Below are 26,463 nucleotides of genomic sequence, written 5' to 3'. Positions count from 1 at the left end.
AATAACCTAAATAGGAAACAACATGATTACATTAAAAAAAATTCTTGGTTGTATAGTTTTAATGGGTATTACTTCTTTTGCTCAAGCCGGTTTAATATGGGACGAAAGTGTTGATGGCGATTTAAGTGATGATTTCATGAATCCGACCCAACTGGTATTACAAGCCGGAGATAATTTATTACTCAGTCAAGTCGGAAATATCACAACTGACTATAGCGATTACTTTAGCCTTTCACTGTCAGCTGACTTAACGCTTTCACAGATAGTAGTTATCGCTTATGCTCCAGGGAATAACAATTCATCAACAGCATTCGATGCATGCAATGCTGGCGTCGACTGTAGTGCGTTTCCTTTGCAGATTTATGATGTAACATTAGCGACTGTAGGAATGGACCTCTTTCCCGTACTTGGACTACCTGCTTTTTTCCGACTCGGCGAATCGGCTGGGCCCGCGTCGTTGGAGATAAATTTCATTGTTGATAGGTTGCAAGAACCCAGAGATGTACCTTTGCCAGGCACGATCCTGCTTATACTTAGCGGCATGGTTGGGTTCATGGCGAAAAGACTAAAGAGCAAACGCTAACATCTTCCCAAATCACCATCCAAACTTATGAAGTCACGATTGGCTACGGTCGATTGTTCAAATTAAATTGGTCGGCGAAGACAAGCTCACGGATGAGCCTTGTTTAGCCCGTCACTGCCCTGCGCAAAAATCAGCATCTTATATGAACACAACTAAAGGAGGTTCATATGAGTATCCAAATAATCAAGCAAGATACCTGCGGCAAAGTCTCCGCACCTGACGACCCCACCTTGACCTACAACGTCGGCTACAACCCCGCCGATAAAACCTACCTGTTCCGAGTCATCACCAACAACACTGGCGGCTTCTTCTCGCCCGAGTGGATAGCCCTGGAGGACATCGAGAAAGCCCTCAGCAAGCACGACACCTTCAACGCCAAGATATTGGATGGCCTATATACATCCAAAAGCGCCAACAATGCCGGATTCTTAGCGGCGGCCCTCAAGGCAGAAGGCATATTAGTAGCAGAGCGAGAAACCCGACGTTTGCATAAGTTGGGTGATATCGATGACTTCAAGAAGCGGATGCAAAAGCTACTCAAGAACGACTTGCCCGACATCATCGCCGAACAGCAAGCGGCTAAAGAAAAGGCTGGTAAGAAGTAGTAGCCACTTCCTCTTTGTTTCATATCACTAAAGGTCCCTTTAGCGTAATACTTCGTTACTCGTGAACTCGGGACGTAGCTTATACGAAGTGCAGCAGATCTTGGGTCACTCAGATCCAGCAGTGACTCAGCGCTACTCGCACCTGACCAAGGAGACGGTTCAGGAGGCGTCCGAGACGGCTTCGGCCAAGCTCCGGGCGGCAGTGGAAGCGCTGGACTCGCCCCGACCTGGCCTCAGAGTGATCGACGGCGGCAAAAACTGACCCCATGGATGAGCACCACGCACGGACGCAAAAACGGCGTCGCTCTGGGCAACTCTGGAGCACGTCGGTTCCCCCTCTCTGGCTTGGCGGCTGGGGAGGGGATTTTCACAAATTTTATTTTTTCACCCCAATTAGGCCATGATTGACAACTCAGTAGAACCCCGTAGGATGAATCTAAAATAGTGGAAGGGAAACTTCCGCTTTGAGCGAACAGCGGACATAGTTATTTTTTCTCCACGCAACTCAAGCAAGCACTTCATGGATAGTTAATGCAAATTATAGGGCTTTTAATATTTATCTTTATTGTATATGGACTTATGCAGTTCTGGGTATACAAGTGGGGAATTTCCAAATATGGAAAACTAAAAGCAAAAAACATTGCCAAAGTAATAGCATTCTTGATTCCTATTAGCATTGTAATCATTCGTGAGTTATCTGAACCTGATATTGAGTGGAACCCTATACTGCGGTCAGATGAAGCAATCATAGGTCTATGGGTTGATACTGGCGAAACATTAGATTTAAAACCTGATGGAACATTCGATTTCTATATCGATAGCAAGAAATATTCAGGAACGTGGAAAAGGAATGATTGGAATCTTTCACTGACCTCAAGCGGCTCATTTCCTTATTTTTATCTCAGAGTAATCGAACATAGTGGAAGTTATCACTTGGTTAAGGACACATACAATAAAGACCCTGACGCTTGGTTTTATCAAAACTCTTTATCTAAGAAAAAGAGCCCTTAACAGTTCAGTATAAGTTTACAACCATCAGATATATAACGTAAATTAACTAAAAGCCTATGGCGGCTATGAGCGATGAGCGGTCATTAAATGCTTAACTTGCAATGTATTCATAATCAAGGAATGAAATGAGAAAATTAAATCTGTGGGGGCTTTCAGGAGCGGCTCTTATAGTTCCCGAAACTACGGCAATTCATGTTGATAGTTCGAAAATTTCGGATTCATATGAAGCATGGGTTCACGTAATTGTTGAAGAAAATAACTTTAGTGACTTTAGCGGCTTTGGGGAGTTTAAGGGCGTCCTTACTTGGTGTAACAGCGATTAATTTCAAGTTTTTTATTGAGCGAGTTAGGGGCGTTCAGGATAACCCAAATGGGTGTTAAGTATTCGGATACAAATTGAGTAGTCACAGATTAAGGAGGATTCCATTGCTTAAATATAGTTTATTGCTGTTATATGTTTTTTGCACAGCTTCAGTAGCCTGCGGAAAAGAAGCCGAGTATTCTCCGATTCTTAGCTTAGGCGCGGTCAAAAAGAATTACACAGAACAATCCAAATTATTTATTCCTAACAAAGTTAACGATATGGAAATTGTATCTGTTTATTTTGAAATCGAAGAAAATAAAAATTTTCTATTGCCAATTCATTATTATGAGAATAATGAGTTTCCGCCATATCACAAAGATGGATATGTTACTGTGGTTTATAAAGTAGAACGTAAAAACTTGAGTAACATTAAAGTTCATGCTGCCTACAAGGACCCTGTTGGCCCAAATGGAGAGATAAGCTTTTGCATCCATGCCGAAAGTTTTACTTTATCCGAGTTAATCTAGTATGAGATATAGCGTTGCTCGATAGGACTCCTAACAGATCTTGCTGGTAACAACCTGATGTTAATCTATTGAAAAGGCGAATGTTTCAAAAGGGCGAATAAGGGTTATTCAGTTACCTAGGAAGATTGAATAAAAATATGGACGCGTTGAGTAAGCTTCAAGAAATATGCGCTCAAATAGGGCCTAATGAGCGATAAGCGGAAGTTGAATTTATAAATGAAAATTGTGTTTGTATTACTATCTTTGGTGTCATTAAGCGCACTTGCTAACGATGTTGTCTGGCGCAGTGATAAAAAGGCCCTAGCGTTTTGCGACAGTAAGGAATTCGAAGAAACGGTATGCTTTGTAGTGGTAAATAGCGTTTCCACGAATGTAAGTATTATCGAAAATAAAAACTTAGGTAAATTGGGGATAGCCCCCAAAAGTAAGTACGAAAAAGTCAAAACAACAGCATCTCAGTGGAAGCGTACTGGCGATGATGGAGATTTAGTCGTATTCAAAACACAGGCATGGAAAGATGGACAAAGATACACAACCGAAGGATTTGTTTTTGTCGATAGCCATGGAAAATACATTCACCAGTAATGTCGCAAAGAGCGATTTAGAGTCGTTCAGTTAATTTGATTTAAAAGGTTAAAAAAGGAAGTTTAAGTGAGAATCTTAGTATTAATCTCTCTAGTATTATTAGGAATATCTATGCCTACGCAAGCTAATTACCCTCAATGGCTTCAAACCCTTTTTGATGAGCTTGGCCAAGAAACCATGTCAAAACCTGGGCACGAACTAACTGGGGATGAACTATTTCAAATCTATCATCTAACCAAAGACATCAATGGCGCAGATGATGGAGTGTTTCCGATGATTGAAACATACGGAGAAAAGGTTCGTCCGATTTTAGTCGTAAAGTTGAAAAATACTGACACTTCATCAGAAGAAAGAGAGACAGCTACTGAAATTATCGAAATATTTTTTCGTGAAGACAGTGAGTTACTGACTCTGCTTGAAGCGATATAAAATTATTTTCAAATAAATTTGTATGACTCTGTTGAGCGATTTACTGCCACTCGACTTGAGTCAAAACAATAAACTTTAATATGCCTATGAATAGTCAAATACTCTTAGCTCTTTTAACATTTGCCGCAGCCATAATAAGCTTTGGTGTGTTCATGTATTCATACGCAAAACTTAAGGTAGAGCTATTAGGTAGTAACTCAGTGGTGTCAGTTCGAAAAGGTTTTGAATACCATGATCAATTCATTGGCATACTCTTTGGTAACCCAAAAAATTTTCCTATTTACAAAAAAAGTGCAAATAAGCTTGCTCAAGGTTATAAATTAACCTTTAAAATTTTTTTAATTTTGTTTCTATTGTGCCTTATTCAATTTGTACTAATTGTAAAAAGCATATAACCAGAGGCTATGGCGTTAACACATCAAAACTAGCGTATATTAGCAATTGCTAACGGACCGTTCCTGGCACATAAGAGACATTCACGCCTCCCCCCAGAAAGCCTACCTGACAGCCCAATTCTCACCCCGATTCACCCCCGAACTCCCTCAAGCGGCTTCCAAACTGATCCACCTGCGGCAAATCTTGCCTTTCTCCTGGCTCCCCTACTTCGACTCCCGGACGGCTCCGACTTGGGCCACTCTGGCGAACTGGTGAAAAGGGGCTGCTGGAGGGGTGTGGGGATGGAGCTTAGGCAAACAATTTTCCCGACCGACGAACCCCCGCTCAAGTGGTGGGGGTGGGAGGGACTAGGGGAAATTAGTTTTTTAGAAATACCAAGTCTGGAATTCAGCTTTTACTAGCTACTCTAATTCTATTTTTCATTTTTGCTCCCCTCCCTACCCCCTGCTTCCCTTTTATTAATTAGTTTTTTATTTATTAATATTTATATAAAGAAGTAGGTTATTAATAGCTAGATGATATTTATCTATTAGCTTTATGTTTAAGCGAGTAATTAAGATAGCTGTAATGAAATAATGTCATTTTGTTTAAATTTATAGGGTTGGCTCTATACGTTCTTTTGTCGCTTTTGGAGCCGAAGAAGCTAAGAGTTCATTTTGTTGCTCTAGCTTATTTCTTATTTGCTTTAATGTTTCGTAGATAGCTAAAAACAAGCAAATCACTCCCCATAACGCACACAGGCCGAAAACTACAGTAAGGTTTTTGATGAGTTGTTCTGGTCTTTGAATTAAAGCCCAAATAATTGCGGTAAGGCCAACGGCTCCTAATAAGGCTAGTAAAGCAGATAGGCAGTTTGCGAAAAATTGATTGATAGTCATAGTTATGTCCCTTTATTGTTGACTTCTAATTCCGTTTATTCTTTAGATGTGTAGCATGATAACAAGTTAACTTAGTGAAAAGTAGAAAGGCTACTAATTGAAATTACCTCTAAGGAAGAGTCTGTTGAGAAACTGGCTGCATCATCTAAAAACTTCCCCGTTCCTGCTCCCCCACCCACCCCACGGGCTCGGTTCGGTGAATGCTCGGGGTTCGGGAGATTTTTCCCATAGAAATCTTGGAGTTACTATAAAGGTTCAAAGCAGGGGGACGTCATAGTTCGGTATAGGGTCGGAACCGGTCAGGCAAGCATCAGCAACAACGAAAAAACCATCAATTTCATCAAGATGATAGTGCATTGGGGTGTTCACCTGGTCTCGCTCTCAATAACCCGAACCAGATCCCCAGTTCAAGTCTGGAAGGCCCACCATTCTCTAAATATCAAAATAAAAAAGAAAGCTACAACCAATTCGCTACCATCAAAACATATAGACGCCTGAATTCACTGAAAAATGGGCAATCTATCGATCACAACTGTACAAAGCTTTGCAAATTGTTACAGATTGGCTAGCCGAACTAAGAGATACTTTTTTCGAAAAAGGCTCACCCGTTGCTAGTATATCCGTTGGTTTTTATCTGCTCTGACAATCCCGCTAAACGTACCTAGACTCATCTAGCGCATCAAGCAGAGCTGAATGGATCTATTAATTTTGTACTGCAGTATGACGAGAACCCAGCCTTTTTCTGTTTTTAAATCGATAAAATAATTTTTATAATTCCTTTTAAAGGTGGTTTATGCGTATTAAATTTAAGCAAACAATAATAATATTGTTTTTAGTTTCATTTCTCTGTGCTTGCTCAAAAGATGATGAAGTTAGCACAGATGAAGACAGTAGCTCTATCGTTCAAAAACCGGACTCCTTTTCATTCGCGGCGCGAAACGACCAGCCTCGAAATACCCTAATTTCATCCGATAGCATTACGATATCTGGCATAACATCTAAAGCCGAGGTGAATGTTGGTAATGGCGAGTATTCGATTAATCAAACAGCATTTACCAAGGACAAAGGATTCATTGAGAGTGGCGATACATTAGCCTTACGTATATTAAGCTCAAGCAACTACGGTGAAAAAACATCGACAACGATTAATATTGGAGGCGTACAAGCGAGTTTTGAGGTAACAACTGAAAACGAGTCGCAAGATTCCGTACCTGAACCTTTTCGCTTTATCGACGCCACTGAACAAACCCCATCTTCACAGACAACTTCAAATAGCATCACGGTTACGGGTATCAATACAGCGACACCAATCAGGATTGTTGGCGGTGAATATAAGGTTAATGGCGGCGCATTTGTATCAACAAAGGGCACGGTAAATAATGGTGATAAAGTAAAAGTGCGAGTACAGAACTCCGCTGACTTTAACTCTACCGTTGCAGCCACATTATTCATTGGCGATGTCAGCGCTGATTTTCGCTCTACAACTGGCGATGAAGCAACAGAAGTTGCCAGCCTGCCGTTTCAAGGATTTGTAGGAAATACGACTGGCGGTGCTGGCGGACAGGTAATTAAAGTTACCAATTTAAATGCTAGCGGCCCGGGAAGTTTGCAAGATGCGATTGACCAACCAGGTGCGCGTATTGTCGTGTTCGATGTTTCCGGCGTTATCGATGGCGACATAACCATTAACCATGGTGATTTAACGATTGCAGGCCAAACGGCACCAGGCACCGAAGGTGTTACGCTCCATGGTCACCTTTACACGCGCTATATTCGTGACCCTGATAATAGTTTTGGGAACATTATTGTCCAACATATTAGAGTACGCCCGCCATTAGGGAGAAAGTCTCAACAAGATCATGATGCTATTCAATTTTCATCGAATAATCATATTATCCTTGATCACGTGAGCGTATCGCACGCTAGTGATGAAAATATTGATTTCTATACCGGTGCTAAAAACATCACGGTACAGTGGTCGGTTATCAGTTTCCCTCGAGAGACGGAAACCCACAAAAAAGGAAATGGCTTACTTAATGGTCCTGACGGCGGTCTAATTGCCGTACACCATAACTTATTCGCACACAATCGAAGACGAGCGCCAGCCATTGCTTACGGGCCAGCAGATATCCGTAATAACGTTGTTTACAATAGTAAGGAAGCAACCGTACACCACAACCCTGCAGATGGTGAATTCAACATCATTGGTAACTATTACATTGACGGTCCAAGTGAAACCTTATTGCCAATTTGGTTAGACCCTGAAAATTCAAACCCGCAGTTAAGTTATTATTCCTTTGATAATTATGTTGAAGACCCGAATAAACCTTACACAGGTACGTTTAGCAACCCTTTTCAGGAATTGACGAATTACAATTTTTATTTAAAAGGTGTAGTCACTGCCGATATGTTTGATAACGAACAGCCTATCGATTTCAGCAAGTTACCAGGTTATGAGCCAATCACGACCGATAGCTCAGCGACAGCCTATCAAAGAGTGTTGAAGTGCGCGGGGGCGTTCCCAAGAGATGCCCTAGATACCAAAGCGATAAACGATGTTATGGATAGAACCGGCAAGTACAACGGTAATAAAGATCCCGACCTGTTTTTGGGGTCAACATCTCGCGATATCGGTATCGAAGACAGCGATAACGATGGTATGTTAAACACATTTGAACAAGAAAATAGTCTGGATCCCAATGACCCCAATGACATTCACACCATCCTTAGTGGCGGACCTTCAGCAATTGAATTGTTTTTAGAACAACGAGCTATTGAAATAATGGGAAATGCAGAAGAATGCTTTGAATAAAGCAACTCAAGAAGAGCCGAATTATTCGGCTCTTTCTATAAGTGAAGCTCAATAAATCCGTTATAAATTCAAAAGGCCTCTTAGCTACTACACCTCTTAATGTTGCGAAGGAATATCGCGATGGCAGGTAAAAAGAAGAGCACAAACGAAGGCGTTTCTAAAATTGACGTAGGAAACTTAATGCTTTCGGCGTAAATAGCTCTTAAATAAATATCGGAGTATTCATCATCCACAAACGTAAATTGAAACGGGTGAATATTGTAATTCCAATGAACATAAGGATTGGTGCTCCATATCGATCTCAACCGCCAAGCGCCCCACGTGCCCTCGACTGTATACAAGTCCAAAGATGCATTACCAATATCATTGATAGGATTATCGAAAAATAAAGTTAATCTTTCGAATTCCAAAGGCATCCCTCGATAGGAAAATGAAATCACCAATCCTCGCTTCAGACTTGTATCAGCGGAACCGGTACAATACTGTTGAAGGCAATTCCCCAATCCCACACCAGATTTAATCCACAAATCGTAGTTACGTTTAGAGCTAATGGTCACATTAAAATCAGAAATTCCCATTAGATCTGTAAAAAGAACTTCAGGCCCTAGAGGCCTTTCTTGCTTATCGCCAGATTCGCTAAAATCGATAATAGCTATCAGCTCTGCTCGAGCAACGGTAGAACAAATCAGGCATAGGCTCACTGTTATAAGTCGCATAAGGCGAAAAACCCACAATTGCTTAGCCATTCGCTTATACCTTCATGTATTTCGATTGCCCTGGTTTCCGCGTAAGCAAAAGCGAAACAGATACTAGAGCGAGTATTAATGTATTAGATTCTGGTACTGATTCCGGAGCGGGAGCGGAGAAGTTAAATATGTTGACATCCGGACGAGAAAGGAATGTAAGGTCTGAAAAAACAGTAAACCCAAATTTATCACCCGCTTCTACAGTAATAGTTACTGAACCTTCTTGGCCTTCTAAATAATCGTAATATTGTTGATAGTCATAATTGATATCAGGGTCGGCAGCCAAATGAAAGAATGTACCGTTTAACAGATAGCCAAATGGCTCCAATCTTATTTCAAGTTCGTCCCCAGATACATAGTAATTCCAGTCGAATGAAATCGTCCCATTCATGGGTATAATAATTTCAATTCTAGCAAATGAATCCCCGCCACCTACTAATGAGCCAACTACAGAACTTCCGCCAGTCAACCCGATTTGTTCTGAATTTATACCTACACTAGGAGGGTTTGAGAATCCTGAATAATCTTCATAAACATCAAGGTAGTCATCTATATAGGTTTCAACCTCCCAGTTGTTTTCATCATAATAATCAACAAAACCGTTTATCTGGGCTGCATTGGCACTGAGACTTGAAGTGAATAGTAGAAAAACGCAAGTAAACGTAGTTATTAATTTCATGGAGGTTACCTTTAATTGGCTATAACCGTATGCCGAGTCTCCCTTTTCCAACAACCAGAAATCAATTTTCACATGCGTGTACGGATTTTGAATTTAAACATAGTCGTAGTTTATGAACAGTATGAATACTCAAACTACGAGAACTTTACTACTGCGTTCGGGTGTGTTTTTGCAACATTCAAGCCAATTAAAAAACGTCATTTAATTTAGATAGTTAGAAAAAAATGAAGATATCAGTAGTAAAAAATCATGACAGTTAGCTAATGATAAATTGCAGTACAGACAAACTGTGTTGCGCACTTTTGTTTATTTTTAATTTGCCTAGCCAGAAGATTGTTTGGGAATGAGTCGCCATTCACTCACAGCAATTTTGGTCAACCGCATCCCCCTACGACAAACCAAAGAAGTTTAGGTTCGAAAGCGGTTCGGTCTGTATCAGCGACAATGAAAAAGCCATCGTTTATTCTATGCAAAAAGAATAAGCTAAATCTGCCTAGGAAAGTGTGGGCAATCCATTGGTCGATTCAGTATAAAGTAAATATTTAATTTAATGCGAGCAACAGTGCTGTGTTCCGCTTCATGGGAAACAGTGTGCATTACATGGATCGGTTGTTATCCGTAAGGGCTGGTATTTTGGGAAGCGCATAATGTATCGCAGTCGATAAACTAAATATTTTTCAGTTTCTCCTATTAGCTTCAACTACGTTTGCTTTGCAAAATAAACTGAGAGGCATAATGATATTGGCCACTACAATGCTGTTTTAATTGTATAACCAATATCATTGATTCGGATAAAAACAGCTAAATTAAATAAGCCCGCCAACGCATATTGATTGACAGGCCTTTAATGGTGAATCGAGTACATCCGCTTTAAACTGAATATCCTCAGAATATCTAGCCCCAGGCTGGGCTGCAAAGCAATGCCAGTGATGACAGGTAGCCAATTGCCCAGGCAATAGAGCGAATTGTGGCGATATTTTTTATGTATAAAACCAAAAATAGCACTCTGGCAATCACATAGGCGATAGCCAATATACTGACCAGACTCGATGTTACGTCGCTAACACTGGCGACAAGGACGCCTGCAGCAAATAACGGGAAACTCTCTATCTGATTTTGATGGCCAGCGAGTGCTCGCTTGCCCCAACCGGATAAGGCGGCCTGTTGCTCTCTAGGGTTTTTGTTATCGTAACCGCCTGCACATTGTGCCTGAGCTTTTACAAGAGGCGCTTTTGATAAAGCATGAAGTAAACCGGCGATAAAAAGACACCAGAGTTCGATGGTCATATTAATTTCCTTATTGCGAATTTCAGGGCAATTTAGTTCAAACTGATTGTTTATGTGTTCACTAGGTAACATAAATAAATCTTGGTGAACATTGTATCGTCAGTCACCGAGGATTACCTATTTCTTTTATTGGATGGGAATTTCCTAGACGCTCTAATCAGGGCGTTTTCTGTAGCAGGAATTGGGAGTTTCCTCAAAAATGAGCAAGGTCCATTAGGCATTAATCCCAAATATCGCCCAACTAGTCGCAAATCAAACAAGGAAAAGCCCATTTTCTTGACTATCTCTCTCGTAACCCTTAAAACAAATGAACAAAATATTAACAAAGTTCGTATTGCTAGAATTGAGCAAACAGACTTTACCTAGGTTATCGAATGTTATTGATTACAATAAGTTAGAAAGATGCAGCATTTTTTAAAAACAGAAAAGAAGCAAACAAACTGTTGGTACCGGACCCAGTCAATGAGATTGGCCGCGTTGCTAGTTTTTATATTGTCATTCATAGGGGTAAGCAATGCATTTGAAAATACTACAGCAACCGGCCCCCACATCGAAGTTTCCCTTCATAGTGAAAATCAAATTTGGCATCCGGGTAGTGAACAATGGATTGGTATTTTATTAGCGCCTGAACCTGAGTGGCACACCTACTGGCAAAACCCTGGCGATTCAGGGGAAGCACCCAGCATCAATTGGTCCAGTGATGCCAATTTGGGCTTTGGTGATATTCAATGGCCGATACCCAAAGCCATTCCTGTCGCCCACCTGGTCAATTACGGCTATGAAGGCGCCAATCTGTTGATGGTGCCGGTACAGGTTCCTGAAAACCTCAATCAGGAAAACATTACCATAGAAGCGTCCTTATCCTGGTTAGTCTGTAAAGAAGACTGTATTCCTGGTTGGGCAGACCTTAAATTTACCTTGCCGGTGTCGACACAAAGTCAGCCATCCGACTCAAAACGCCTGTTTGAAGAACAACGTAAAACCCTGCCTGACGCACAATTACTCAATGGCAAATTTGAAGTTACTGAGCAACATATAACAGTAGAGTTTGAACCACCTGTTTCATCGAACTGGACCTTGTTTCCGTTGCGATCTGATGTCGTGCAGCACAATCAACCACAACAACAAGTGAGCGATAATAAACAGGTTACCAGCGTCATCCCTGTGTCGGATTATTTTATCGCAAACAACGATTCCTTGCGCTTCTTGATAAGCGACGGTAATACCGCCTATTACCTTACCGCAAATGCCAATGCTATCGGCCCGGTTAACTCGGACGATTTCAACCTGTGGTTGTTGGTTGCTATGGCGTTTGTCGGAGGCTTGATCCTCAATATCATGCCCTGTGTATTACCAGTATTGTCCTTCAAAGCCCTATCTTTATCGGACACCCATATGTCACTGACGAAAAAGCTTGGTTACCTGGCCGGTGTACTATTCAGCTTTAACGTCTTTGCCGCCATGATTATCGCCATGAAAGAATCAGGAAGTGCGGTAGGCTGGGGATTTCACATGCAAGAACCCGGCGTTATCGTCGCCTTGAGCTTTTTGTTTGTCTATATCACCTTATCGCTCTTGGATATCGGCCCTACCGGTGCCAAATTTTCAGGAATTGGCCAATCGCTGATCAAAGGAGATAATTTTACCAGCCAGTTTTTCACCGGCGTACTGGCAGCAGTTGTCGCATCACCTTGCACTGCGCCATTTATGGCTGCAGCTCTTGGCATTGCCCTACTCAGTGATAATTTTACCGCGATCGTCATTTTTAATGCGCTGGCGTTAGGTTTTGCTCTGCCAATGACATTGTTAATGCTGTCTAAATTCTTTCGTCAGTGGTTACCGAAACCGGGCGAGTGGATGAATCAGTTTAAAATCTTTCTCACCTTTCCAATGCTGGCTACCGTGGTCTGGTTAGTCTGGGTATTTTTAGGGCAAAGTAATTCCAGCGCCCAGTTTGCTCTGATGATTGCCTTGTTACTCTTTGCTCTGCTGCTTTGGCTTGCTTCCATTAGCAAAGGCATAATGCAAGGGTTATTGCAATTAAGTGCCGTTTCGTTTTTAGTAATTTGTGTATATCTGAGTACCTCAGTAACACCATCGGCATCCATCAATGATGCAAATCAAGCGAGTTATAAGCAAGTTTATACAACTGAATCGCTACAATCGCTAAGGCGCGAAGATCAGGTGGTATTGGTAAATATGACCGCCGACTGGTGCATCACTTGTAAAGTGAACGAACAAGTTGCCTTTGCGGATCAAGAGGTGCAGGCCGCTCTGCAATCGGAATCTGTCAACTATCTGGTTGGCGACTGGACCAATAAAAATGGCGAAATACTTAATTTTTTACAGCAATACCAACGTTCAGGTGTCCCGTTATATGTCATATATGCAGGAGACACTTACGAGAAAGTATTGCCGCAAATACTCACGGCCGACATGGTAATTGAGGCCATTAATCAAGCAAAAAAGGAAATCGATCATGGTTAAACACAGTGCGATTTTGACAGTAATCCTGTCACTTGCGTTATCCTTATCTGTTCATGCCAATGTTAAAGTGGATCAACCAGCCCCTGATTTTGAGCTGGTCAATGAAGCAGGGAATACGGTTAAGTTAAGCGACTATCAAGGTAAGTATGTGGTACTTGAATGGACCAACCATTTGTGTCCGTATGTGCAAAAACACTATGACAGCGGCAATATGCCGCAACTGCAAAGCAAATATACTCAAAAAGATGTGATCTGGCTGCAGGTGATTTCTTCTGCTGAAGGCAAACAAGGTCACGTTGACGCCGAAAAGGCCATGGCACTAAATGCAGAGCGCAAAGCGTCACCAACCCATATTCTGTTCGACTCCGAAGGTGAAGTAGGCAAGCTATATCGCGCGAAAACCACTCCTCATATGTACATTATTAACCCCGAAGGGGATCTAAAATACGCTGGTGCGATTGATAGTATCAAGTCGGCAAATCCAGCCGATATCGACAAAGCCACCAACTATTTGGACGTAAGTTTAACGTCATTAATGGCCGGCGAAGAAATCGAAAACAAACTTACCGCACCTTACGGATGCTCGGTAAAATACAAAAGTTAAGCGTTTAACAATTACAAATATAAGGCGATAGTTCAGTGACTATCGCCTTTTGCCCAACGCATTGCCATCGCCGCAAATTGCATCCTATAACGCCCTAGCAACAAACAATACCGCCTTAAATTTGTCTTCTCACATTGACGTGCTAAATTTAAAGGATAAAACAATAAAAAGTCGGTATTGCATTAATGATTAATAGTAAAATCATAAGGATATGGTTGGCAGTTGCTACAATTGCCGCGTCTTTGTTGCCCCTGTTCTGTCGGGCTGAAATTCCCAAATCCCCTATTCCTTTTTACATCGGTACTGGCGTTGGTTCGAGCAGTTACGATTACCCCAACAATGATCTCGAATCTCGTAGTATCGACAAATCTGGATTTTACTATCAACTGTTCGCAGGTTACCCAATTAATAAATACTTTGCCATCGAGGCCGGTTTTGCTGACTTGAGTAAGCTCGAAGAAGTGATTAAACAGGAATTCCCTGGGACAACCGACAAAAATGTCAATCTATATCGCAGCTCAATTCAGGATAATTACGGTTTTCGCCTGGGCGTAAAAGCCTCTTTGCCATTAACTAGCCATTTCGCTCTTTATGGAAAAGCGAGTTTTTTCAATTGGCATTCAACCATAGATCAAAAGCTCACAATCAATTACTACGATCCCGCCATTGCTGATGTGAATCAATCGGAATCCTATTCCGATAGCGGTACCGATGGACACTATGCCATAGGTATTCAAGGTACAAAGGAGCGTTTGAGTATTTTTATTGAGCATGAATTGTACCAAACCGAAATTGAAAATATTTACGGAGTCAATCTGGGTGTTTCTTACCGCTTCTAGCCCTTTGTTAGTTGCCATCTAGAACACAGCTTTTTATTGCTAATGACCATATTTTAAGCAAACGCTCTTTGTTCGCGGGTATTTGCTTGCCTACCTGAAATGACTTATTTACTATGCTCAAACCGTGCTCACTATCGAGTATGGTAATCGCCCCCGCCCGTTCTTATTCCCTGACTCATGGTATTGTTGCCGTAGGCTGGGTTAAATAAGCATTTTTACAATAACAATCTGTGGTTTTTTCTATGAATAAATTCTGTATACGTCTTATTTCGGCACTCGCTTTCCTGTTACCGATTGCCGCTCATGCAAATGTACAACTTGGTTTGGGTATCGATAAAGGCTTGGGGATATCTGCGCAAATTGATAACGTCCAGTTATTTGCCGGTGACGATGGCGTGAGTCTTGATTATAAATTTCAGCAAGGAAACTTTAAGAAAAATGCTCCATTAAGTTGGTATCTTGCGGGTGGCGCCTATGCGGGTGAGAACGATTATGGCTTGCGTATACCTTTTGGTATTAAATTGCATTTTGCCAAAGGCTGGCATGTATATGGTCAATTAGCACCGCAGTTAGAAATGCACGACAATGATAATCGCGACGACGATGATGATATCAAGTTTGGCTTAAGTAGTGCGATTGGTGTTCGCTACAGCTTCTAACGATAGCCATTGCTACTTCGATTTCAACGACAGAAAAGGGCGCTAATGCGCCCTTTTTTTTGTACCGTCGACAATCTCGGCTAAAATCGAAAGCCAATCGATAAAGAAGAATTTACCGCCGTTGCATCGATCCCTGCGAAATCTTCATAATCGCCGGTGGAACGCAACCCTAACGTCAGATCTAAAGTCACGGCAGGCCAATGATAACCAATACCGCCATTTAACTGAAAACCTGAAAAGCTTTCATCAAAGTCAAAACCGCTGATGTCCCACGTTTCCCGGTAGGCACCGCCGCCGATATAGGCTTTAAATCCGTCGTTTAACAAGCCGGTACCAAAATAACCGACCAAATCAAAACCACTATTTTCTAGATCTGACCAGTCATCATGTTCCAATGAATAATAGGTAAGTTTTCCTGCAAAGTTATCATTGATTGCATAACTGGCATTTAGCTGAAATCCAGAAAAGTCATCATCATCGAAATCTGAGTCATCTGCGCTGACAACCAACGCATAACTACCGATACCGAGCGAAAAATGTTTTGGGTTTGTTAGCTGTTCTGCACTTGCCGACTGTGCGAATAAAAGCGTAGAGATGCCTAGGGCATAGATCCCTGCTTTGAATTGATTCATCCTGAAAAGTCCTTATAAAACATAAACTAAAGGGAACAATATTAAACGCTTTTCTTCCATGTAAGTAAAGAAAATAAACCAACAGTGCTGTAACTTTCCCCCGCTCGAAAATGGGTAATTATTTCCCTCTTGTTTTACGCGACAAGGTTGTTAGAATATTTTTTCATTATAAAAAGGAGTCGTTATGACAACTGAAGTCACACAAGTAAATGAAGACAATGTTTTTCAGGCGCCACAAGCCGAACTCACCAACAATTCTACAGACAAACCCATTTTAGAATTCCCTCGCTTTTCAGCTTGGTGGGTAGCGTTGTTGGCCATTTTTACCTTTGGTATTTACACATTTTTCTGGTTATACAACCGTTCTGTTAAGGCTAATGCTTATAGTAAACAACGCAAAGCCGTTCTGCCTGCAGTATACGCCGTTATCGGCTCTACACTCGTAATGTGGTTCGGGCCATTTTTAATTGCCAATGAAGAAACCATGTCAATAGTAACAATACTAACCTATTTGGTTTACATTCCTGCCTGGTTAGTTGCGATTTTCTCTCTTCGGGGTGCGGTTCGTGATGTGATCAATCAAAGCTCTGATCATGAAGTTCATTTAGGAGGCGTTATGACCTTCTTCTTCAGCTCAATTTATATTCAATATAAAATAAATGAAGCTATAGACACTCAGTCTTAATCTTAAGCTAAAAAACACCTGCTAAGCAGGTGTTTTCTTTATAACATACCACTGTGTTTAACACTTAAATACGTGTTTATCACATGGGGTAACAGGCGTTCTGGCGAACATTCCACACAGATAATACCTTCTTTTGTCATCCGCTTTAAATGCGCCTGATAGCGGTTTTTAATCTCGATAGCCGAGCAATAACGGTCTGCATCCGATATATGGGTAATGTCACGATTTATCGCCTTGGCAAGCGCCTGATTCTCAATATTTACCAAAGCCACGAGATGATGACGTTGTAAACGCTTTAACGCCGGCAACAGAGCCTTAGCATTTTGATCATCAATGGTTGTCACCATTAAAACCAACGAACGTTTGCTGTTTTTCTGCAATAAATCACTGACCGCCTGCTGATAATCACCGTAACTTTGATCGGGATAAAGATCATAAAAATGATTCATAACCCGCGATACATTTTGTTCCCCTTTCACCGCTTCCAACCAACGTTCCTGTTGATTAAAACTCTGCATACTAAACCAGTCACCTTGTTTTAGTACCGTGTGACTTAACATCAACAGTGCATTCAGTGCCGCATCGAAATGGCTACCTGTTTCGGTTTCGATGTTCATCTGCTGCCCAGCATCAAGCATTACGATAATATGCTGATTTTGTTCTTCCTGATATTCACGAGCAATCAGCTTTTGCAGTTTACTCGAAGATTTCCAATCGATCTGTCGAACTGAATCTCCCTGGCGGTACTCTCGCAAATGATTAAACTCGGTTCCCTGCCCCCGTTTGCGCATGATTTTTAAACCATTAATTGGCAGATTACTGATCCCCTTTAAACTGTGTTGCTGGTTGACCCGACGAAAGTCTGGATACACTTTCACCTGCTCGGCATTATTGTCTAGCCAGAGGATTTGCCAAAGCCCTAATATCGAACGAACACAATATTCAGTATCACCAACCCGGTGATCGCCCCTTTGATTAGGCTTGATTCGATAGGTTAATTTGGTACGTTGTTTTGCCCCAATGTATTGAAACTCTTGTTTATGTTGAACACTGATACTGCTATCTAAATGGTCACGAACCTGAAAATAGATACCGTTGTTCATCTGATTTTCCAGAGTGAGCTCTATATCGTACCATCGTTGAAAACTTAAGTTATTTGGGAGTTTACGAGTAACCTTTAGTAGAGGCGCATGTCGACTCACCCAATAATCAAAGCCAATTATGGTAAGCAAAGCAATGGCAATCGGAACAGAGTACAGTTCCAACGTTTTGGATTCCTCAACAAAAATTAAGGTTAAAACGAGAAGTGCAACCACCAGAGCACCACCTTGAATCAGCCTTAGTTCGGGGCGGATACCGCTCAGTTTCATAGCCGTGGTGCTTCCACACTCGCAAGAATTTCGTCGATGACCTGATTTTTATCTACACCTTCAAGCTCCAAATCAGCGGACAATATTAATCGGTGGCGCAATACATTAGGGGCAACAATCTTTATATCATGAGGGACAACATAATCGCGATTATTCATTAATGCATTTACTTTGGCAGCTTTAATTAAATTGATACTGCCGCGCAAGCCTGCACCATGCAATACGCCATGCCAACTGCGGGATTTGCGAACGATTTCAACCGCATAATCATAGAGCTGCTCATCCACAAGAACATTGCTAACCAAAGCCTTTATTTGTTCAATTTCCTTTGGAGAAATGACCTTTTGCAAAGACGCTACATTTTGTTCGTTTGACTGTGGCAGTGTATTTAGCTTAAGCAATGAGACTTCATCTTCGATGGCAGGAAAATCCACTTCGATTTTCATCATAAAGCGATCCAATTCTGCTTCAGGTAAAGGGTAGGTTCCTTCCTGGTCCAGTGGGTTTTGTGTTGCCAAAACAATAAAAGGCGATTCTATTTTATGGGTGTCACCATCAAGAGTAATTTGTTGCTCTTGCATTACCTCAAGCAAAGCAGACTGAGTTTTCGCCGGTGCCCGGTTAATCTCATCTGCGAGCAATACATTGGTAAAAGCAGGACCTTTTTTGGTGGTAAATTCGCCCTGTTTCATGTCATATAAACTGTGACCAAGTACGTCCGATGGCATTAAATCAGGTGTAAACTGCACGCGCGCAAAGTCTACATCGAGACATTGTGCAATGGCTCTTACCAACAGGGTTTTACCAAGACCTGGGACACCTTCGAGTAATATATGCCCACCAGAAAATAGCGTTGTTAACACATTTTCAATGACCAAGTCCTGACCAATCAGGACCTTTGAAATTTGCGACTTAACCGCAACGATTGACTGATGAGCTTGTTCTACAGTTAGCTCTTCACTGATCACCTGACTCATAATTTTTCCTTTAAACTTTTAAATTCTTTTGTATACCGAACCCTGCCAACATCGTCCTGGGGTACCGTAATCGTTAATAATTGTTCAATGCTTTGTTCTGACTCACCGGTAATTTCGCTAAGGATTTTGACTTTACGTTCATTTGGCAACTGACCAAATCCTGGCATTCTTGCTTCTAATTTCCCGTCTATATCCGCAACTAATGCCTTATGCAAAGTCTCACCTTGATCATGTTTGATAAGAAAACGACTCATCGCCTGCAGATGGTTATTAAATAAAGAGTCACCTTGTCCAATAAGCCCTTCAATGGAACCGAAGCGCACCAATCCGCGCCAAATAATTAGCAGTAACACCAGTAGAAAAGTCATTACTATCAACCAAGAACGCTGCCAAATACGTTCGAACCAACTAGGAGAATAAAGGCTAGGCAAATAAAATACGCGTTCATTCGTTGCGGTTAACCAATTCAGGAATTGGCCATGGTCTAAATGAATCAATCCGTTGTTGCGTATCAAATCCAGGTTAGCGATGAATGTGATATATCCACCTTGATATGGAAAGTCGCATATCAGAGCATCCTCATACTCTTCGTCGGAAAATGCATCACCCTCACAACCGCGAATTCTGAAACGGGAAAACATTGCCAACGACATATCGTAAGATTTCAATGAGATAGTAAGGTTTGCCTGAGGCTCGTTTTGTATTGATAACCGCTGGTAAGGCTCGAAGTCTTCTAGTTCTACAATTTGGATCCCGGCTTCTCGCAACAACGCATTGTCATCTATCTCGTCTGCAACCCGGGTGCCTGAGACTTCATAGACTAAGTGGCCACCACTACGAACCCAATCAAGTAGATAATCATCAACATTAGGATATTCCAGCATACTAATTTCGTTGATGATTAACGTACTTTCATCAATAAGTTTTACGCGAGTATGATCAATAAAGTCTTTCTGAGAGGCTAATGTTGTTAATTTTTTATCTTGAGATTTCAGATACAGATTTGCAGCCAATAGAGGATCTTTGCGTGCCTCGTCGTTCAATCCAACGATCACTTCTTCTTGAATCCAATCCAAAGAGTAAATATAGGCTCCCAGCAATCCTAAAGACAGCACCAATATTGCGATTAAGCCATTAGTTTTCATAGTTCACCTGGGGAATTGGAAGCTGATCAATGACATCAATCAATGACAATATCTCTGTCGTGTCGATTTCTCGATGTGCCCAGGCTTTTGCCATCCAAAGGGCAAAGAGTTTTTGCATTGGCAGGAAAACTTGTGCTGAAAAATTTTGTTTTATCGCCGATTGACACTCTGGTTCTGTCATTGAATAAGTGAGTAAATCAGGCGCAGCAGTGCCGATGTAATCGAGGCCATATTTTAAAAGGTAAATCAGTGCCTGGCGATCATCGTCTTCGCCTAGGCTGTGCTTGGCCGCTGCCAGCAAATCATCGGGCCATTGCTGAGTCTCTATGTTTTCAAAAAATTCGGGAACCACCTGTGGATTTTTTTTCATTGGCGCTTTATTCGCACGCTGAGAAGGTACGGTTTCTTGTTGAGAGTAGATACCATAAAGGCGATAAACGACCCATAAAATAAACCAAAGAATGAGTCCATATAATAACCATTGGATCATGGGTGCAAGCAGAGATAACCAAGAAAACATTGAGAAAAAAGCCTCAAGCCATTGTGGCATGCTTGATTCTTCCTTGGTGTCGTCTTCACTAAGTTTGTAGATGTTTTTACGGTTAATCAGCTCGTTTTCTTCATAGATATTTTTAATCTCATTGCGGACCTGTAAACTTCTTTGCGACTTTTCATCGCCATTGATACCCGCCTTATTGGCTTGTTGTGTACTCTTATCGCTGCTGTCGTGATTTTCGGTTAATGGACTAGATAGTTCAGTATTTGTTGCTTGGGCCGCCTCAACGGGTTGTGGTAAAGCCGCTGTAAATATGCCCGCTGCAATCACGGCAATAGCCCACTGAGGAAGACGCAAACTTAAGCGTTTAAACCCAAGCTCCAGATCCCAGGCTTCAAGCTTAATACGGCTGTTCAGATACATCATAAAGCCACCACAGCTGAACCATGGGCCAATTAGAGAAACAACAACAACATAAATCCAAAACGAAATTTGTTCTTGTAACAATGATGATTCGCCATAGGGATCAAACATCTGCGATATCGGATCTTCATTGGGTAAAAAGAAGAACAAGCCCATATAGATGGCAAATATCAAGATCATCTCCAGATGCACCATAAAGAGCATCCACTGAGTTTGTTTGTTTTGCATCCTTCCGATTAATAAAGTCTTTCGCTTCTGGCGTGCTGTCCCAGTCAGTAATTCTAATTGTTCAACGCTTGCCAGATAGGCTCGGTTAGGGCTTAAGCGAAGCCAGGTTAGCATCGCAACAATATCGACGATTCTCAGTCGTTTCAGCACCTTTAAATTCGCTTTGGTTGAGGTATCCTGAGAAAATGTCTGTTTACTTAAAAAGTCCAGAAGTGGCCTTTCCATTAATGGCTTTAACCACCAAAAAATCAAACTCGCCACAACCGGTTCGAAAACTAAGAAAAGTACGAATGCTAAAGGCAATGCCTGAGCTAAATAGATTTTCCACATCGTCCAGAAATTGCCTCGATAAAACTGCAATGACAGGTCAAATACCTGCCAGGGAGTTCGAGGTCTGGGTACAAAGGCAAGGCGATTAATTTCCATATCGACAACCTCGATATAAGCGATGTAAAACCCAAAACCAACCAAGGCTACCGACGATATATTTTACGATCGAGGGAAGATCACTGCTGGACCAAAACGCTTCCACAAATGCTGCGATAAGCAACATAACAAAAGCACCACAGATTAATGGCAACACCGACATACCCGATTTTTTAATTGCCTCTTTACGGGCCAGAGTACCAGGATTTAAAATCGAGAAACCTATCTTACAACCCGCTGCACCTGCGATTACAATAGCCATCAATTCGAATGAGCCATGACCGATAACAAATGAAAAGAAAGGCTCCTCAAAACCCACATTTACGATGTGAGCACTTATGGCACCAAAATAGAAACTGTTGAACAACAGAGGGAATAAGGCGCCGACACCAAGAAGTGCCCCGCCACCAAACATCTGAAAGGCAATGCCGATATTATTGTAGACATAATAGCCAAACATCATTACATCTTGTCCGGCACTGCGGCTATCTGTTTGTACTGATCCCGCGGGGTCATACATAGATTCTAACTGATTCACCTGCATCGGGTCGATAAACCAATATATGTGCTGTGGTGCTATCAACACCCAAAGAAAAGCAAGTAACCCTAACCCCCAAAATGCCAATGTAGAAGCGACAATGTATTTACTATTTTCGTATAGCGCTCGGGGAAAGTCTTGAGTAAAAATCTTCAGTATGTGAACCAGACTAAAGCCATTGCTTTGATATAAATGCTGCTGTCCTTGTTGCACCAGCTGATTTAATCGTTCAATAAGTGCGGGAGAGTATTGACGGCTCCGAGCCAATGCCAAATCGGAACAGATTTGTCGAAATTGCTCGGGATAAACTGCAACCCAGTCTTTATCTGATGCATCAAACTGCGAGAATAATTGCCATCGCGCTTCATTTAATCGGACAAACTGATTTTGTTTCATACTTCTTGCCCCATGAAGTATTGCGCATAACGCTTTAACATAGTTACCGCTTCCTGATCTCGGCAATTAATGTTTTTTGCCAGTACGTTGGCAAGCTCATATTGACGGCCAACGGACAAACTGTCACAGCGCTCGGCAAAACCAATAATCAACTTTTGTTCTTCGGTGCTAAACGAAAATCCAGGCGCTAATGGCTCAATTTTCTGGTTAACCATTTGCAAGTCAGTTTGTTCGCAATAGATCACCATAGTTCCGGCCGCCCAATCTCCAATCCGTTTAAACTCTGAACCAAAGAACATGACAAGCATGCCAAGTGCATAAGCAAAAGGGAATGCATCCGCAGGTCGTAGGAGGTTTCTTAAGATGATTTGTTCGATTCTCGGTGGCAGGCCATTATCCTGAACCACCTGTAATTTGTAGCGTTTCTTACCGGGCGTTTGACCATTTTTCGCCTCAAAAAAAATATAATAGCCCCAGCTGACAATAAAAAATACGACCAGCATAAGCCCTTGGCCTGCATCTCCCAGGAAATTCAACACGAGTGAAAATATAAAGATAATTAACGCCCGGAACATAAAGTCCCAAAGGTAGGCGTAGGCTCTAACGGTAAGTCCCGCAGGCTGTAAGTTAATACTCACACCTTCGGGTAAACGCTTGTAGATTAGATTATCAAATCCCTGATACTGCATAGTACATTTTTATTATTTTTCTGAACGGAAAATAATGCGTTAAATATTACACAGATGCAAGAACCAGATGCGCGTTATGTCGCAATCTTCCGGGAAAGATGAAAACGCGACAAGGCAAGAGCGCAATTAATTCAATAGCGGGTGATCCGCGGGCAACTGATTACTGATCCATTTCACTAATCGCTTTTTCATATGGACTCCGTTTTCCTGATCCTCTGGCAGCGGTATGAGTAGCTTATCGTTGACTAGCAATCGATAGATGCATTCCACTTTTTGATCAAAAGAATCTGTCGCGCCAAAACTTTGATAGCCGCGATTTTTGGCATAGTTTTGACCAATAATTAACGCCTGTTTTAATAACTCTTTTTCATTTTTTACTTTCTTCAAGATAGGTTCCTTATTGTCTTTCCTGACAATCGATCTGCTCTTTTTGCCGGATACGATTTACAATCAAACCAAAACCAACTGCGACAATTGCCACACCTAATAAACTTTGTATCGATGCCGCTATTTTTACAAACCAAAAGTTTGGCGTTATGTCACCATAACCTAAGGTGGTAACGGTAACCACACTAAAATAGAAACATTCAAGAAAATACAAAGATCGTTTTTCTGAATTATATTGTGGGAGAAAGACATCCTCGAGATTGTGCACGGCTTGCCATTTTTGCGACGCAGAAGCTGGCTGACCATACTTCACCTCAATATCATCAACTAATTCGGAAACACCCATAAACATAGAGTGATTGATACCCACAAAACCACGAGTGTTATAGGGATATTCAATGTCCTGGAAATGTTTTGGTAACGTCTGATAATGGTGATATTCATTGACATAATGACGATAGTCCGCCAGCGAACTGATCAGATAATAGCCACTCGAAAAGACAATAATTGTCGATAAATACGTTGCCGCCAAATCCGCTAAAACGCGATTTTTAACATCCTGCTGAAACAGATAGATAAAGATATAAATCAAACGAGCAATCCAAATTAAAATCACGCCATAAAATAATAGATTTACCAGGTAGCTGATCCAGCCCGGCAAGCGTTCCTCTTCCTGACCATAAATCACCATGATTTCCAGACACAAGAGAAAAACGGCAGCAAGACATAACCCTGAGGACAGGATCTTAACCCAGGCGGGAATCGCTTTGCGGATCTTAGGTAACACCAATATCAGCCTATTTAACAAGCAAGTAATTTAAAGATTAGTTGTGAAAATGAGAATGAGCCATTGATTTTCTTGAGTTTTGCTCAGTTGTCTCCAACACTGAAAGAGTTACTATTTGAGAGTGCGTTGCAATGAATACCCCATCAGAAATAATCATTAGTGATCCGAGTCCAAAACTCAGTGATGTCGATTTCAGCGAAGGCATTATTGAAGATAAAAAAGCGTATCAAAAGCAATTAAGCCACTGGCAAAAACGATTGCTTGCGGTGCAACAGGCATACTTTCATCAAGGCCGCCGCGTTATCATCGTATTAGAAGGCTGGGATGCCAGTGGTAAAGGTGGCTTGATTCGTCGCATAACTGAACGACTCGATCCGCGTGGCTTTCGTGTATATCCCATTGCGGCTCCAACGAAGGATGAACAAGGTCGGCATTATTTGTATCGATTTCAAAAAGCCTTGCCACCACCCGGTCGTATCGCAATATTTGATCGGTCTTATTATGGTCGGGTACTGGTTGAACGAGTAGAAGGCTTTGCCAGCATTGATGAGTGGCAACGGGCCTATCAGGAAATCAATGAATTTGAACGTATGCTAACTGACGATGGAGTTCGCATCATCAAAGCATTCATTCATATTAGTAAAGACGAGCAGTTACAGCGTTTTAAAGAGCGTTTGGACAACCCGGTTAAGCGCTGGAAGCTGACCGAAGAAGATATTCGCAATCGCCAAAAGTGGTCGGCCTATGAACAAGCCACTAATGACATGTTTAAGCGAACGTCTACCAGCAATGCGCCCTGGCATTTAGTCAATGGCAATCACAAATGGTACGCACGAGTCTCAGCAATCAAAGGCCTGGTTCTGTTATTAGAGCAAGGTGTGGATACCACCCCGCCGCCAATTGATCCTGATATGCTCGAGTGGGCAAAACAACAACTTAGGTTTGAATAATTTGTCGCAATGCGTCACGATACCATTTACAGATAAAACGACTCAACGATTAGGGTAGTGAAATGTCTCTCGATAGAGAACCTGCTCATGTCCAACTTGCAGTAGATTTAATTCAGTTACTGGAAGAAAATAAGGTCGCCGCAGATACCGTGTTGGCAGCGCTGCCACTGGTTATTGCAGATTACCAAAACAAGTTGCGAGCCGAACAAGGCAATGAACGAAATAGCCAATAGGGTTTTTATTGGTTATGTTAACAATATCAAAGAATAATAATGTGATGAGATTATGGCAGGCTGGCTTTCGGGGCTAATAGGTTTATTAATATTTTTACCCACGGTTACATTTGCCAATAGCGGCAATATCTATAAATACACGTCTGAAGATGGCGTAGTGACCTTTTCCGATAAAGCTCCAGCGTCGACGCCCTATACCTTATATCGTTCCGAATGCTATGCCTGCAGCAACCATTCTCAAGTGAATTGGTATCGTACTCAGTTAAATACCGAGGATTATCGTCAGGAAATTATATCTGCCAGTGCCAAATATCTGGTCGATTCGGCGCTTGTTCGAGCTGTGATTCATGCCGAATCTCACTTTAATCACCAAGCCATATCCAAACAAGGCGCGCAGGGCCTGATGCAATTAATGCCTGCAACAGCAAAATCGCTGGGGGTAAAAAATGCTTTTATTGCCCGGGAAAACATCGAAGGTGGGGTACAGCATCTCGCCCGCTTGTTAAAAAAATATCGCGGCGATATCAAGCTGGCTACTGCCGCCTATAATGCCGGTGAAGGAAATGTCAGAAAATACGGCGGCATACCGCCTTTTACCGAAACAAAAAACTACGTTGAACGGGTACAGATCCTGCACCAAAGATACCGCAAAGCCAGAGCATAAAAGGAT

At 41.8% G+C, this 26,463-nt stretch carries 29 protein-coding genes; 16 read left to right on the top strand and 13 right to left on the bottom strand.

From position 1 onward, the window contains the following. The first annotated feature begins 22 nt into the window (after nt 1-22). The 7 genes from FE810_RS02870 to FE810_RS02835 all read left to right on the top strand — a co-directional run bounded on the left by FE810_RS02870 (nt 23) and on the right by FE810_RS02835 (nt 4,044). Nucleotides 23-583 (top strand): hypothetical protein, encoded by a 561-nt coding sequence (locus FE810_RS02870; RefSeq protein WP_138318525.1) that lies wholly within the window; start codon nt 23-25, stop codon nt 581-583. A gap of 167 nt (nt 584-750) precedes the next feature. Next, on the top strand, nt 751-1,188 hold the full coding sequence (locus FE810_RS02865) for a hypothetical protein (protein WP_138318524.1): 438 nt from the start codon (nt 751-753) through the stop codon (nt 1,186-1,188). A 531-nt stretch (nt 1,189-1,719) separates the two neighbouring features. Further along, entirely contained in the window at nt 1,720-2,199 is a 480-nt protein-coding gene (locus FE810_RS02855; RefSeq protein WP_138318522.1) for a hypothetical protein, read from the top strand. 125 nt (nt 2,200-2,324) lie between these two features. Next, the gene (locus tag FE810_RS02850) at nt 2,325-2,522 is read left to right on the top strand and encodes a DUF6210 family protein (protein WP_138318521.1); all 198 of its coding nucleotides are present in this window, start codon (nt 2,325-2,327) and stop codon (nt 2,520-2,522) included. 103 nt (nt 2,523-2,625) lie between these two features. Next, complete coding sequence (locus FE810_RS02845; protein WP_138318520.1) at nt 2,626-3,030, top strand: hypothetical protein; 405 nt, start codon at nt 2,626-2,628, stop codon at nt 3,028-3,030. Between the two features lie 216 nt (nt 3,031-3,246). Further along, nucleotides 3,247-3,615, top strand: a complete 369-nt coding sequence (locus tag FE810_RS02840; RefSeq protein ID WP_138318519.1) for a hypothetical protein — start codon at nt 3,247-3,249, stop codon at nt 3,613-3,615. A 66-nt stretch (nt 3,616-3,681) separates the two neighbouring features. Further along, nucleotides 3,682-4,044: a hypothetical protein gene (locus FE810_RS02835; RefSeq protein WP_138318518.1), complete on the top strand. Its 363-nt coding sequence runs from the start codon at nt 3,682-3,684 to the stop codon at nt 4,042-4,044. 989 nt (nt 4,045-5,033) lie between these two features. On the opposite strand, the gene FE810_RS02830 is transcribed toward FE810_RS02835, so the two are convergent. Next, nucleotides 5,034-5,318 (bottom strand): hypothetical protein, encoded by a 285-nt coding sequence (locus FE810_RS02830; RefSeq protein WP_138318517.1) that lies wholly within the window; start codon nt 5,316-5,318, stop codon nt 5,034-5,036. A 793-nt stretch (nt 5,319-6,111) separates the two neighbouring features. Between FE810_RS02830 and FE810_RS02825 the strand changes: the two genes are divergently transcribed. Beyond that, complete coding sequence (locus tag FE810_RS02825) at nt 6,112-8,130, top strand: pectate lyase family protein (RefSeq protein ID WP_138318516.1); 2,019 nt, start codon at nt 6,112-6,114, stop codon at nt 8,128-8,130. Nucleotides 8,131-8,210: 80 nt separating this feature from the next. On the opposite strand, the gene FE810_RS02820 is transcribed toward FE810_RS02825, so the two are convergent. The 3 genes from FE810_RS02820 to FE810_RS02810 form a co-directional block, all read right to left on the bottom strand. Beyond that, nucleotides 8,211-8,876: a hypothetical protein gene (locus tag FE810_RS02820; RefSeq protein ID WP_138318515.1), complete on the bottom strand. Its 666-nt coding sequence runs from the start codon at nt 8,874-8,876 to the stop codon at nt 8,211-8,213. Nucleotides 8,877-8,880: 4 nt separating this feature from the next. Continuing rightward, on the bottom strand, nt 8,881-9,555 hold the full coding sequence (locus FE810_RS02815) for a hypothetical protein (RefSeq protein ID WP_138318514.1): 675 nt from the start codon (nt 9,553-9,555) through the stop codon (nt 8,881-8,883). A gap of 894 nt (nt 9,556-10,449) precedes the next feature. Further along, nucleotides 10,450-10,842 (bottom strand): MAPEG family protein, encoded by a 393-nt coding sequence (locus FE810_RS02810; protein ID WP_138318513.1) that lies wholly within the window; start codon nt 10,840-10,842, stop codon nt 10,450-10,452. A 462-nt stretch (nt 10,843-11,304) separates the two neighbouring features. Between FE810_RS02810 and FE810_RS02805 the strand changes: the two genes are divergently transcribed. The 4 genes from FE810_RS02805 to FE810_RS02790 all read left to right on the top strand — a co-directional run bounded on the left by FE810_RS02805 (nt 11,305) and on the right by FE810_RS02790 (nt 15,431). Further along, nucleotides 11,305-13,329 carry a protein-disulfide reductase DsbD family protein gene (locus FE810_RS02805; RefSeq protein WP_138318512.1) on the top strand — a complete coding sequence of 675 codons (2,025 nt, stop codon included), beginning with the start codon at nt 11,305-11,307 and terminating at the stop codon, nt 13,327-13,329. After that, nucleotides 13,322-13,933, top strand: a complete 612-nt coding sequence (locus tag FE810_RS02800; RefSeq protein ID WP_138318511.1) for a redoxin domain-containing protein — start codon at nt 13,322-13,324, stop codon at nt 13,931-13,933. Before FE810_RS02805 ends, FE810_RS02800 begins: the two co-directional genes overlap by 8 nt. A gap of 215 nt (nt 13,934-14,148) precedes the next feature. After that, nucleotides 14,149-14,772: an outer membrane beta-barrel protein gene (locus FE810_RS02795; protein ID WP_171022230.1), complete on the top strand. Its 624-nt coding sequence runs from the start codon at nt 14,149-14,151 to the stop codon at nt 14,770-14,772. Between the two features lie 242 nt (nt 14,773-15,014). Beyond that, nucleotides 15,015-15,431, top strand: coding sequence for a hypothetical protein (locus FE810_RS02790; protein ID WP_138318509.1), 417 nt, complete (start codon nt 15,015-15,017; stop codon nt 15,429-15,431). A gap of 80 nt (nt 15,432-15,511) precedes the next feature. On the opposite strand, the gene FE810_RS02785 is transcribed toward FE810_RS02790, so the two are convergent. After that, nucleotides 15,512-16,063 carry an outer membrane beta-barrel protein gene (locus tag FE810_RS02785; protein WP_138318508.1) on the bottom strand — a complete coding sequence of 184 codons (552 nt, stop codon included), beginning with the start codon at nt 16,061-16,063 and terminating at the stop codon, nt 15,512-15,514. Nucleotides 16,064-16,247: 184 nt separating this feature from the next. Here FE810_RS02785 and FE810_RS02780 point away from each other — a divergent pair, with 184 nt between their 5' ends. Next, on the top strand, nt 16,248-16,748 hold the full coding sequence (locus FE810_RS02780) for a DUF4234 domain-containing protein (protein ID WP_138318507.1): 501 nt from the start codon (nt 16,248-16,250) through the stop codon (nt 16,746-16,748). Nucleotides 16,749-16,786: 38 nt separating this feature from the next. Here the strand turns inward: FE810_RS02780 and FE810_RS02775 are convergent, their stop codons facing one another. From FE810_RS02775 to FE810_RS02740, 8 genes are all read right to left on the bottom strand, one after another. After that, entirely contained in the window at nt 16,787-18,118 is a 1,332-nt protein-coding gene (locus FE810_RS02775; protein ID WP_138318506.1) for a DUF58 domain-containing protein, read from the bottom strand. Beyond that, entirely contained in the window at nt 18,115-19,095 is a 981-nt protein-coding gene (locus tag FE810_RS02770) for an AAA family ATPase (RefSeq protein ID WP_138318505.1), read from the bottom strand. The genes FE810_RS02775 and FE810_RS02770 overlap by 4 nt, the downstream gene beginning before the upstream one ends. Continuing rightward, entirely contained in the window at nt 19,092-20,240 is a 1,149-nt protein-coding gene (locus FE810_RS02765; protein WP_138318504.1) for a DUF4350 domain-containing protein, read from the bottom strand. Before FE810_RS02765 ends, FE810_RS02770 begins: the two co-directional genes overlap by 4 nt. Beyond that, nucleotides 20,230-21,813: a hypothetical protein gene (locus FE810_RS02760; protein ID WP_138318503.1), complete on the bottom strand. Its 1,584-nt coding sequence runs from the start codon at nt 21,811-21,813 to the stop codon at nt 20,230-20,232. Before FE810_RS02760 ends, FE810_RS02765 begins: the two co-directional genes overlap by 11 nt. Further along, entirely contained in the window at nt 21,803-22,747 is a 945-nt protein-coding gene (locus tag FE810_RS02755) for a stage II sporulation protein M (protein ID WP_138318502.1), read from the bottom strand. Before FE810_RS02755 ends, FE810_RS02760 begins: the two co-directional genes overlap by 11 nt. Then, nucleotides 22,744-23,436, bottom strand: a complete 693-nt coding sequence (locus tag FE810_RS02750; protein WP_138318501.1) for an RDD family protein — start codon at nt 23,434-23,436, stop codon at nt 22,744-22,746. The genes FE810_RS02755 and FE810_RS02750 overlap by 4 nt, the downstream gene beginning before the upstream one ends. Before the next feature lie 126 nt (nt 23,437-23,562). Beyond that, on the bottom strand, nt 23,563-23,823 hold the full coding sequence (locus tag FE810_RS02745) for a DUF5062 family protein (RefSeq protein ID WP_138318500.1): 261 nt from the start codon (nt 23,821-23,823) through the stop codon (nt 23,563-23,565). A gap of 10 nt (nt 23,824-23,833) precedes the next feature. Then, complete coding sequence (locus tag FE810_RS02740; protein ID WP_138318499.1) at nt 23,834-24,610, bottom strand: potassium channel family protein; 777 nt, start codon at nt 24,608-24,610, stop codon at nt 23,834-23,836. A 131-nt stretch (nt 24,611-24,741) separates the two neighbouring features. Between FE810_RS02740 and FE810_RS02735 the strand changes: the two genes are divergently transcribed. From FE810_RS02735 to FE810_RS17255, 3 genes are all read left to right on the top strand, one after another. After that, nucleotides 24,742-25,560, top strand: coding sequence for a polyphosphate kinase 2 family protein (locus tag FE810_RS02735; RefSeq protein ID WP_138318498.1), 819 nt, complete (start codon nt 24,742-24,744; stop codon nt 25,558-25,560). A gap of 62 nt (nt 25,561-25,622) precedes the next feature. Beyond that, nucleotides 25,623-25,793: a DUF2496 domain-containing protein gene (locus tag FE810_RS02730; RefSeq protein ID WP_138318497.1), complete on the top strand. Its 171-nt coding sequence runs from the start codon at nt 25,623-25,625 to the stop codon at nt 25,791-25,793. Nucleotides 25,794-25,845: 52 nt separating this feature from the next. After that, nucleotides 25,846-26,457 carry a lytic transglycosylase domain-containing protein gene (locus FE810_RS17255; RefSeq protein ID WP_138318496.1) on the top strand — a complete coding sequence of 204 codons (612 nt, stop codon included), beginning with the start codon at nt 25,846-25,848 and terminating at the stop codon, nt 26,455-26,457. Nucleotides 26,458-26,463: the final 6 nt, after the last annotated feature.

The organism is Thalassotalea litorea, from assembly GCF_005843925.1.
Classification (GTDB): Bacteria; Pseudomonadota; Gammaproteobacteria; order Enterobacterales; family Alteromonadaceae; genus Thalassotalea_A; species Thalassotalea_A litorea_A.
The sequence above is the reverse complement of the archived record's forward strand: the minus strand, read 5'-3'. Positions and strand labels throughout refer to the sequence as shown.

Bases quoted from the DNA above. Each gene is read 5' to 3' on its own strand.
- FE810_RS02870 (WP_138318525.1), top strand. From the start codon at position 23: ATGATTACATTAAAAAAAATTCTTGGTTGTATAGTTTTAATGGGTATT.
- FE810_RS02865 (WP_138318524.1), top strand. From the start codon at position 751: ATGAGTATCCAAATAATCAAGCAAGATACCTGCGGCAAAGTCTCCGCA.
- FE810_RS02855 (WP_138318522.1), top strand. From the start codon at position 1,720: ATGCAAATTATAGGGCTTTTAATATTTATCTTTATTGTATATGGACTT.
- FE810_RS02850 (WP_138318521.1), top strand. From the start codon at position 2,325: ATGAGAAAATTAAATCTGTGGGGGCTTTCAGGAGCGGCTCTTATAGTT.
- FE810_RS02840 (WP_138318519.1), top strand. From the start codon at position 3,247: ATGAAAATTGTGTTTGTATTACTATCTTTGGTGTCATTAAGCGCACTT.
- FE810_RS02830 (WP_138318517.1), bottom strand. From the start codon at position 5,318: ATGACTATCAATCAATTTTTCGCAAACTGCCTATCTGCTTTACTAGCC.
- FE810_RS02825 (WP_138318516.1), top strand. From the start codon at position 6,112: ATGCGTATTAAATTTAAGCAAACAATAATAATATTGTTTTTAGTTTCA.
- FE810_RS02820 (WP_138318515.1), bottom strand. From the start codon at position 8,876: ATGGCTAAGCAATTGTGGGTTTTTCGCCTTATGCGACTTATAACAGTG.
- FE810_RS02815 (WP_138318514.1), bottom strand. From the start codon at position 9,555: ATGAAATTAATAACTACGTTTACTTGCGTTTTTCTACTATTCACTTCA.
- FE810_RS02810 (WP_138318513.1), bottom strand. From the start codon at position 10,842: ATGACCATCGAACTCTGGTGTCTTTTTATCGCCGGTTTACTTCATGCT.
- FE810_RS02805 (WP_138318512.1), top strand. From the start codon at position 11,305: ATGAGATTGGCCGCGTTGCTAGTTTTTATATTGTCATTCATAGGGGTA.
- FE810_RS02800 (WP_138318511.1), top strand. From the start codon at position 13,322: ATGGTTAAACACAGTGCGATTTTGACAGTAATCCTGTCACTTGCGTTA.
- FE810_RS02790 (WP_138318509.1), top strand. From the start codon at position 15,015: ATGAATAAATTCTGTATACGTCTTATTTCGGCACTCGCTTTCCTGTTA.
- FE810_RS02785 (WP_138318508.1), bottom strand. From the start codon at position 16,063: ATGAATCAATTCAAAGCAGGGATCTATGCCCTAGGCATCTCTACGCTT.
- FE810_RS02780 (WP_138318507.1), top strand. From the start codon at position 16,248: ATGACAACTGAAGTCACACAAGTAAATGAAGACAATGTTTTTCAGGCG.
- FE810_RS02775 (WP_138318506.1), bottom strand. From the start codon at position 18,118: ATGAAACTGAGCGGTATCCGCCCCGAACTAAGGCTGATTCAAGGTGGT.
- FE810_RS02770 (WP_138318505.1), bottom strand. From the start codon at position 19,095: ATGAGTCAGGTGATCAGTGAAGAGCTAACTGTAGAACAAGCTCATCAG.
- FE810_RS02765 (WP_138318504.1), bottom strand. From the start codon at position 20,240: ATGAAAACTAATGGCTTAATCGCAATATTGGTGCTGTCTTTAGGATTG.
- FE810_RS02760 (WP_138318503.1), bottom strand. From the start codon at position 21,813: ATGGAAATTAATCGCCTTGCCTTTGTACCCAGACCTCGAACTCCCTGG.
- FE810_RS02755 (WP_138318502.1), bottom strand. From the start codon at position 22,747: ATGAAACAAAATCAGTTTGTCCGATTAAATGAAGCGCGATGGCAATTA.
- FE810_RS02750 (WP_138318501.1), bottom strand. From the start codon at position 23,436: ATGCAGTATCAGGGATTTGATAATCTAATCTACAAGCGTTTACCCGAA.
- FE810_RS02735 (WP_138318498.1), top strand. From the start codon at position 24,742: ATGAATACCCCATCAGAAATAATCATTAGTGATCCGAGTCCAAAACTC.
- FE810_RS02730 (WP_138318497.1), top strand. From the start codon at position 25,623: ATGTCTCTCGATAGAGAACCTGCTCATGTCCAACTTGCAGTAGATTTA.
- FE810_RS17255 (WP_138318496.1), top strand. From the start codon at position 25,846: ATGGCAGGCTGGCTTTCGGGGCTAATAGGTTTATTAATATTTTTACCC.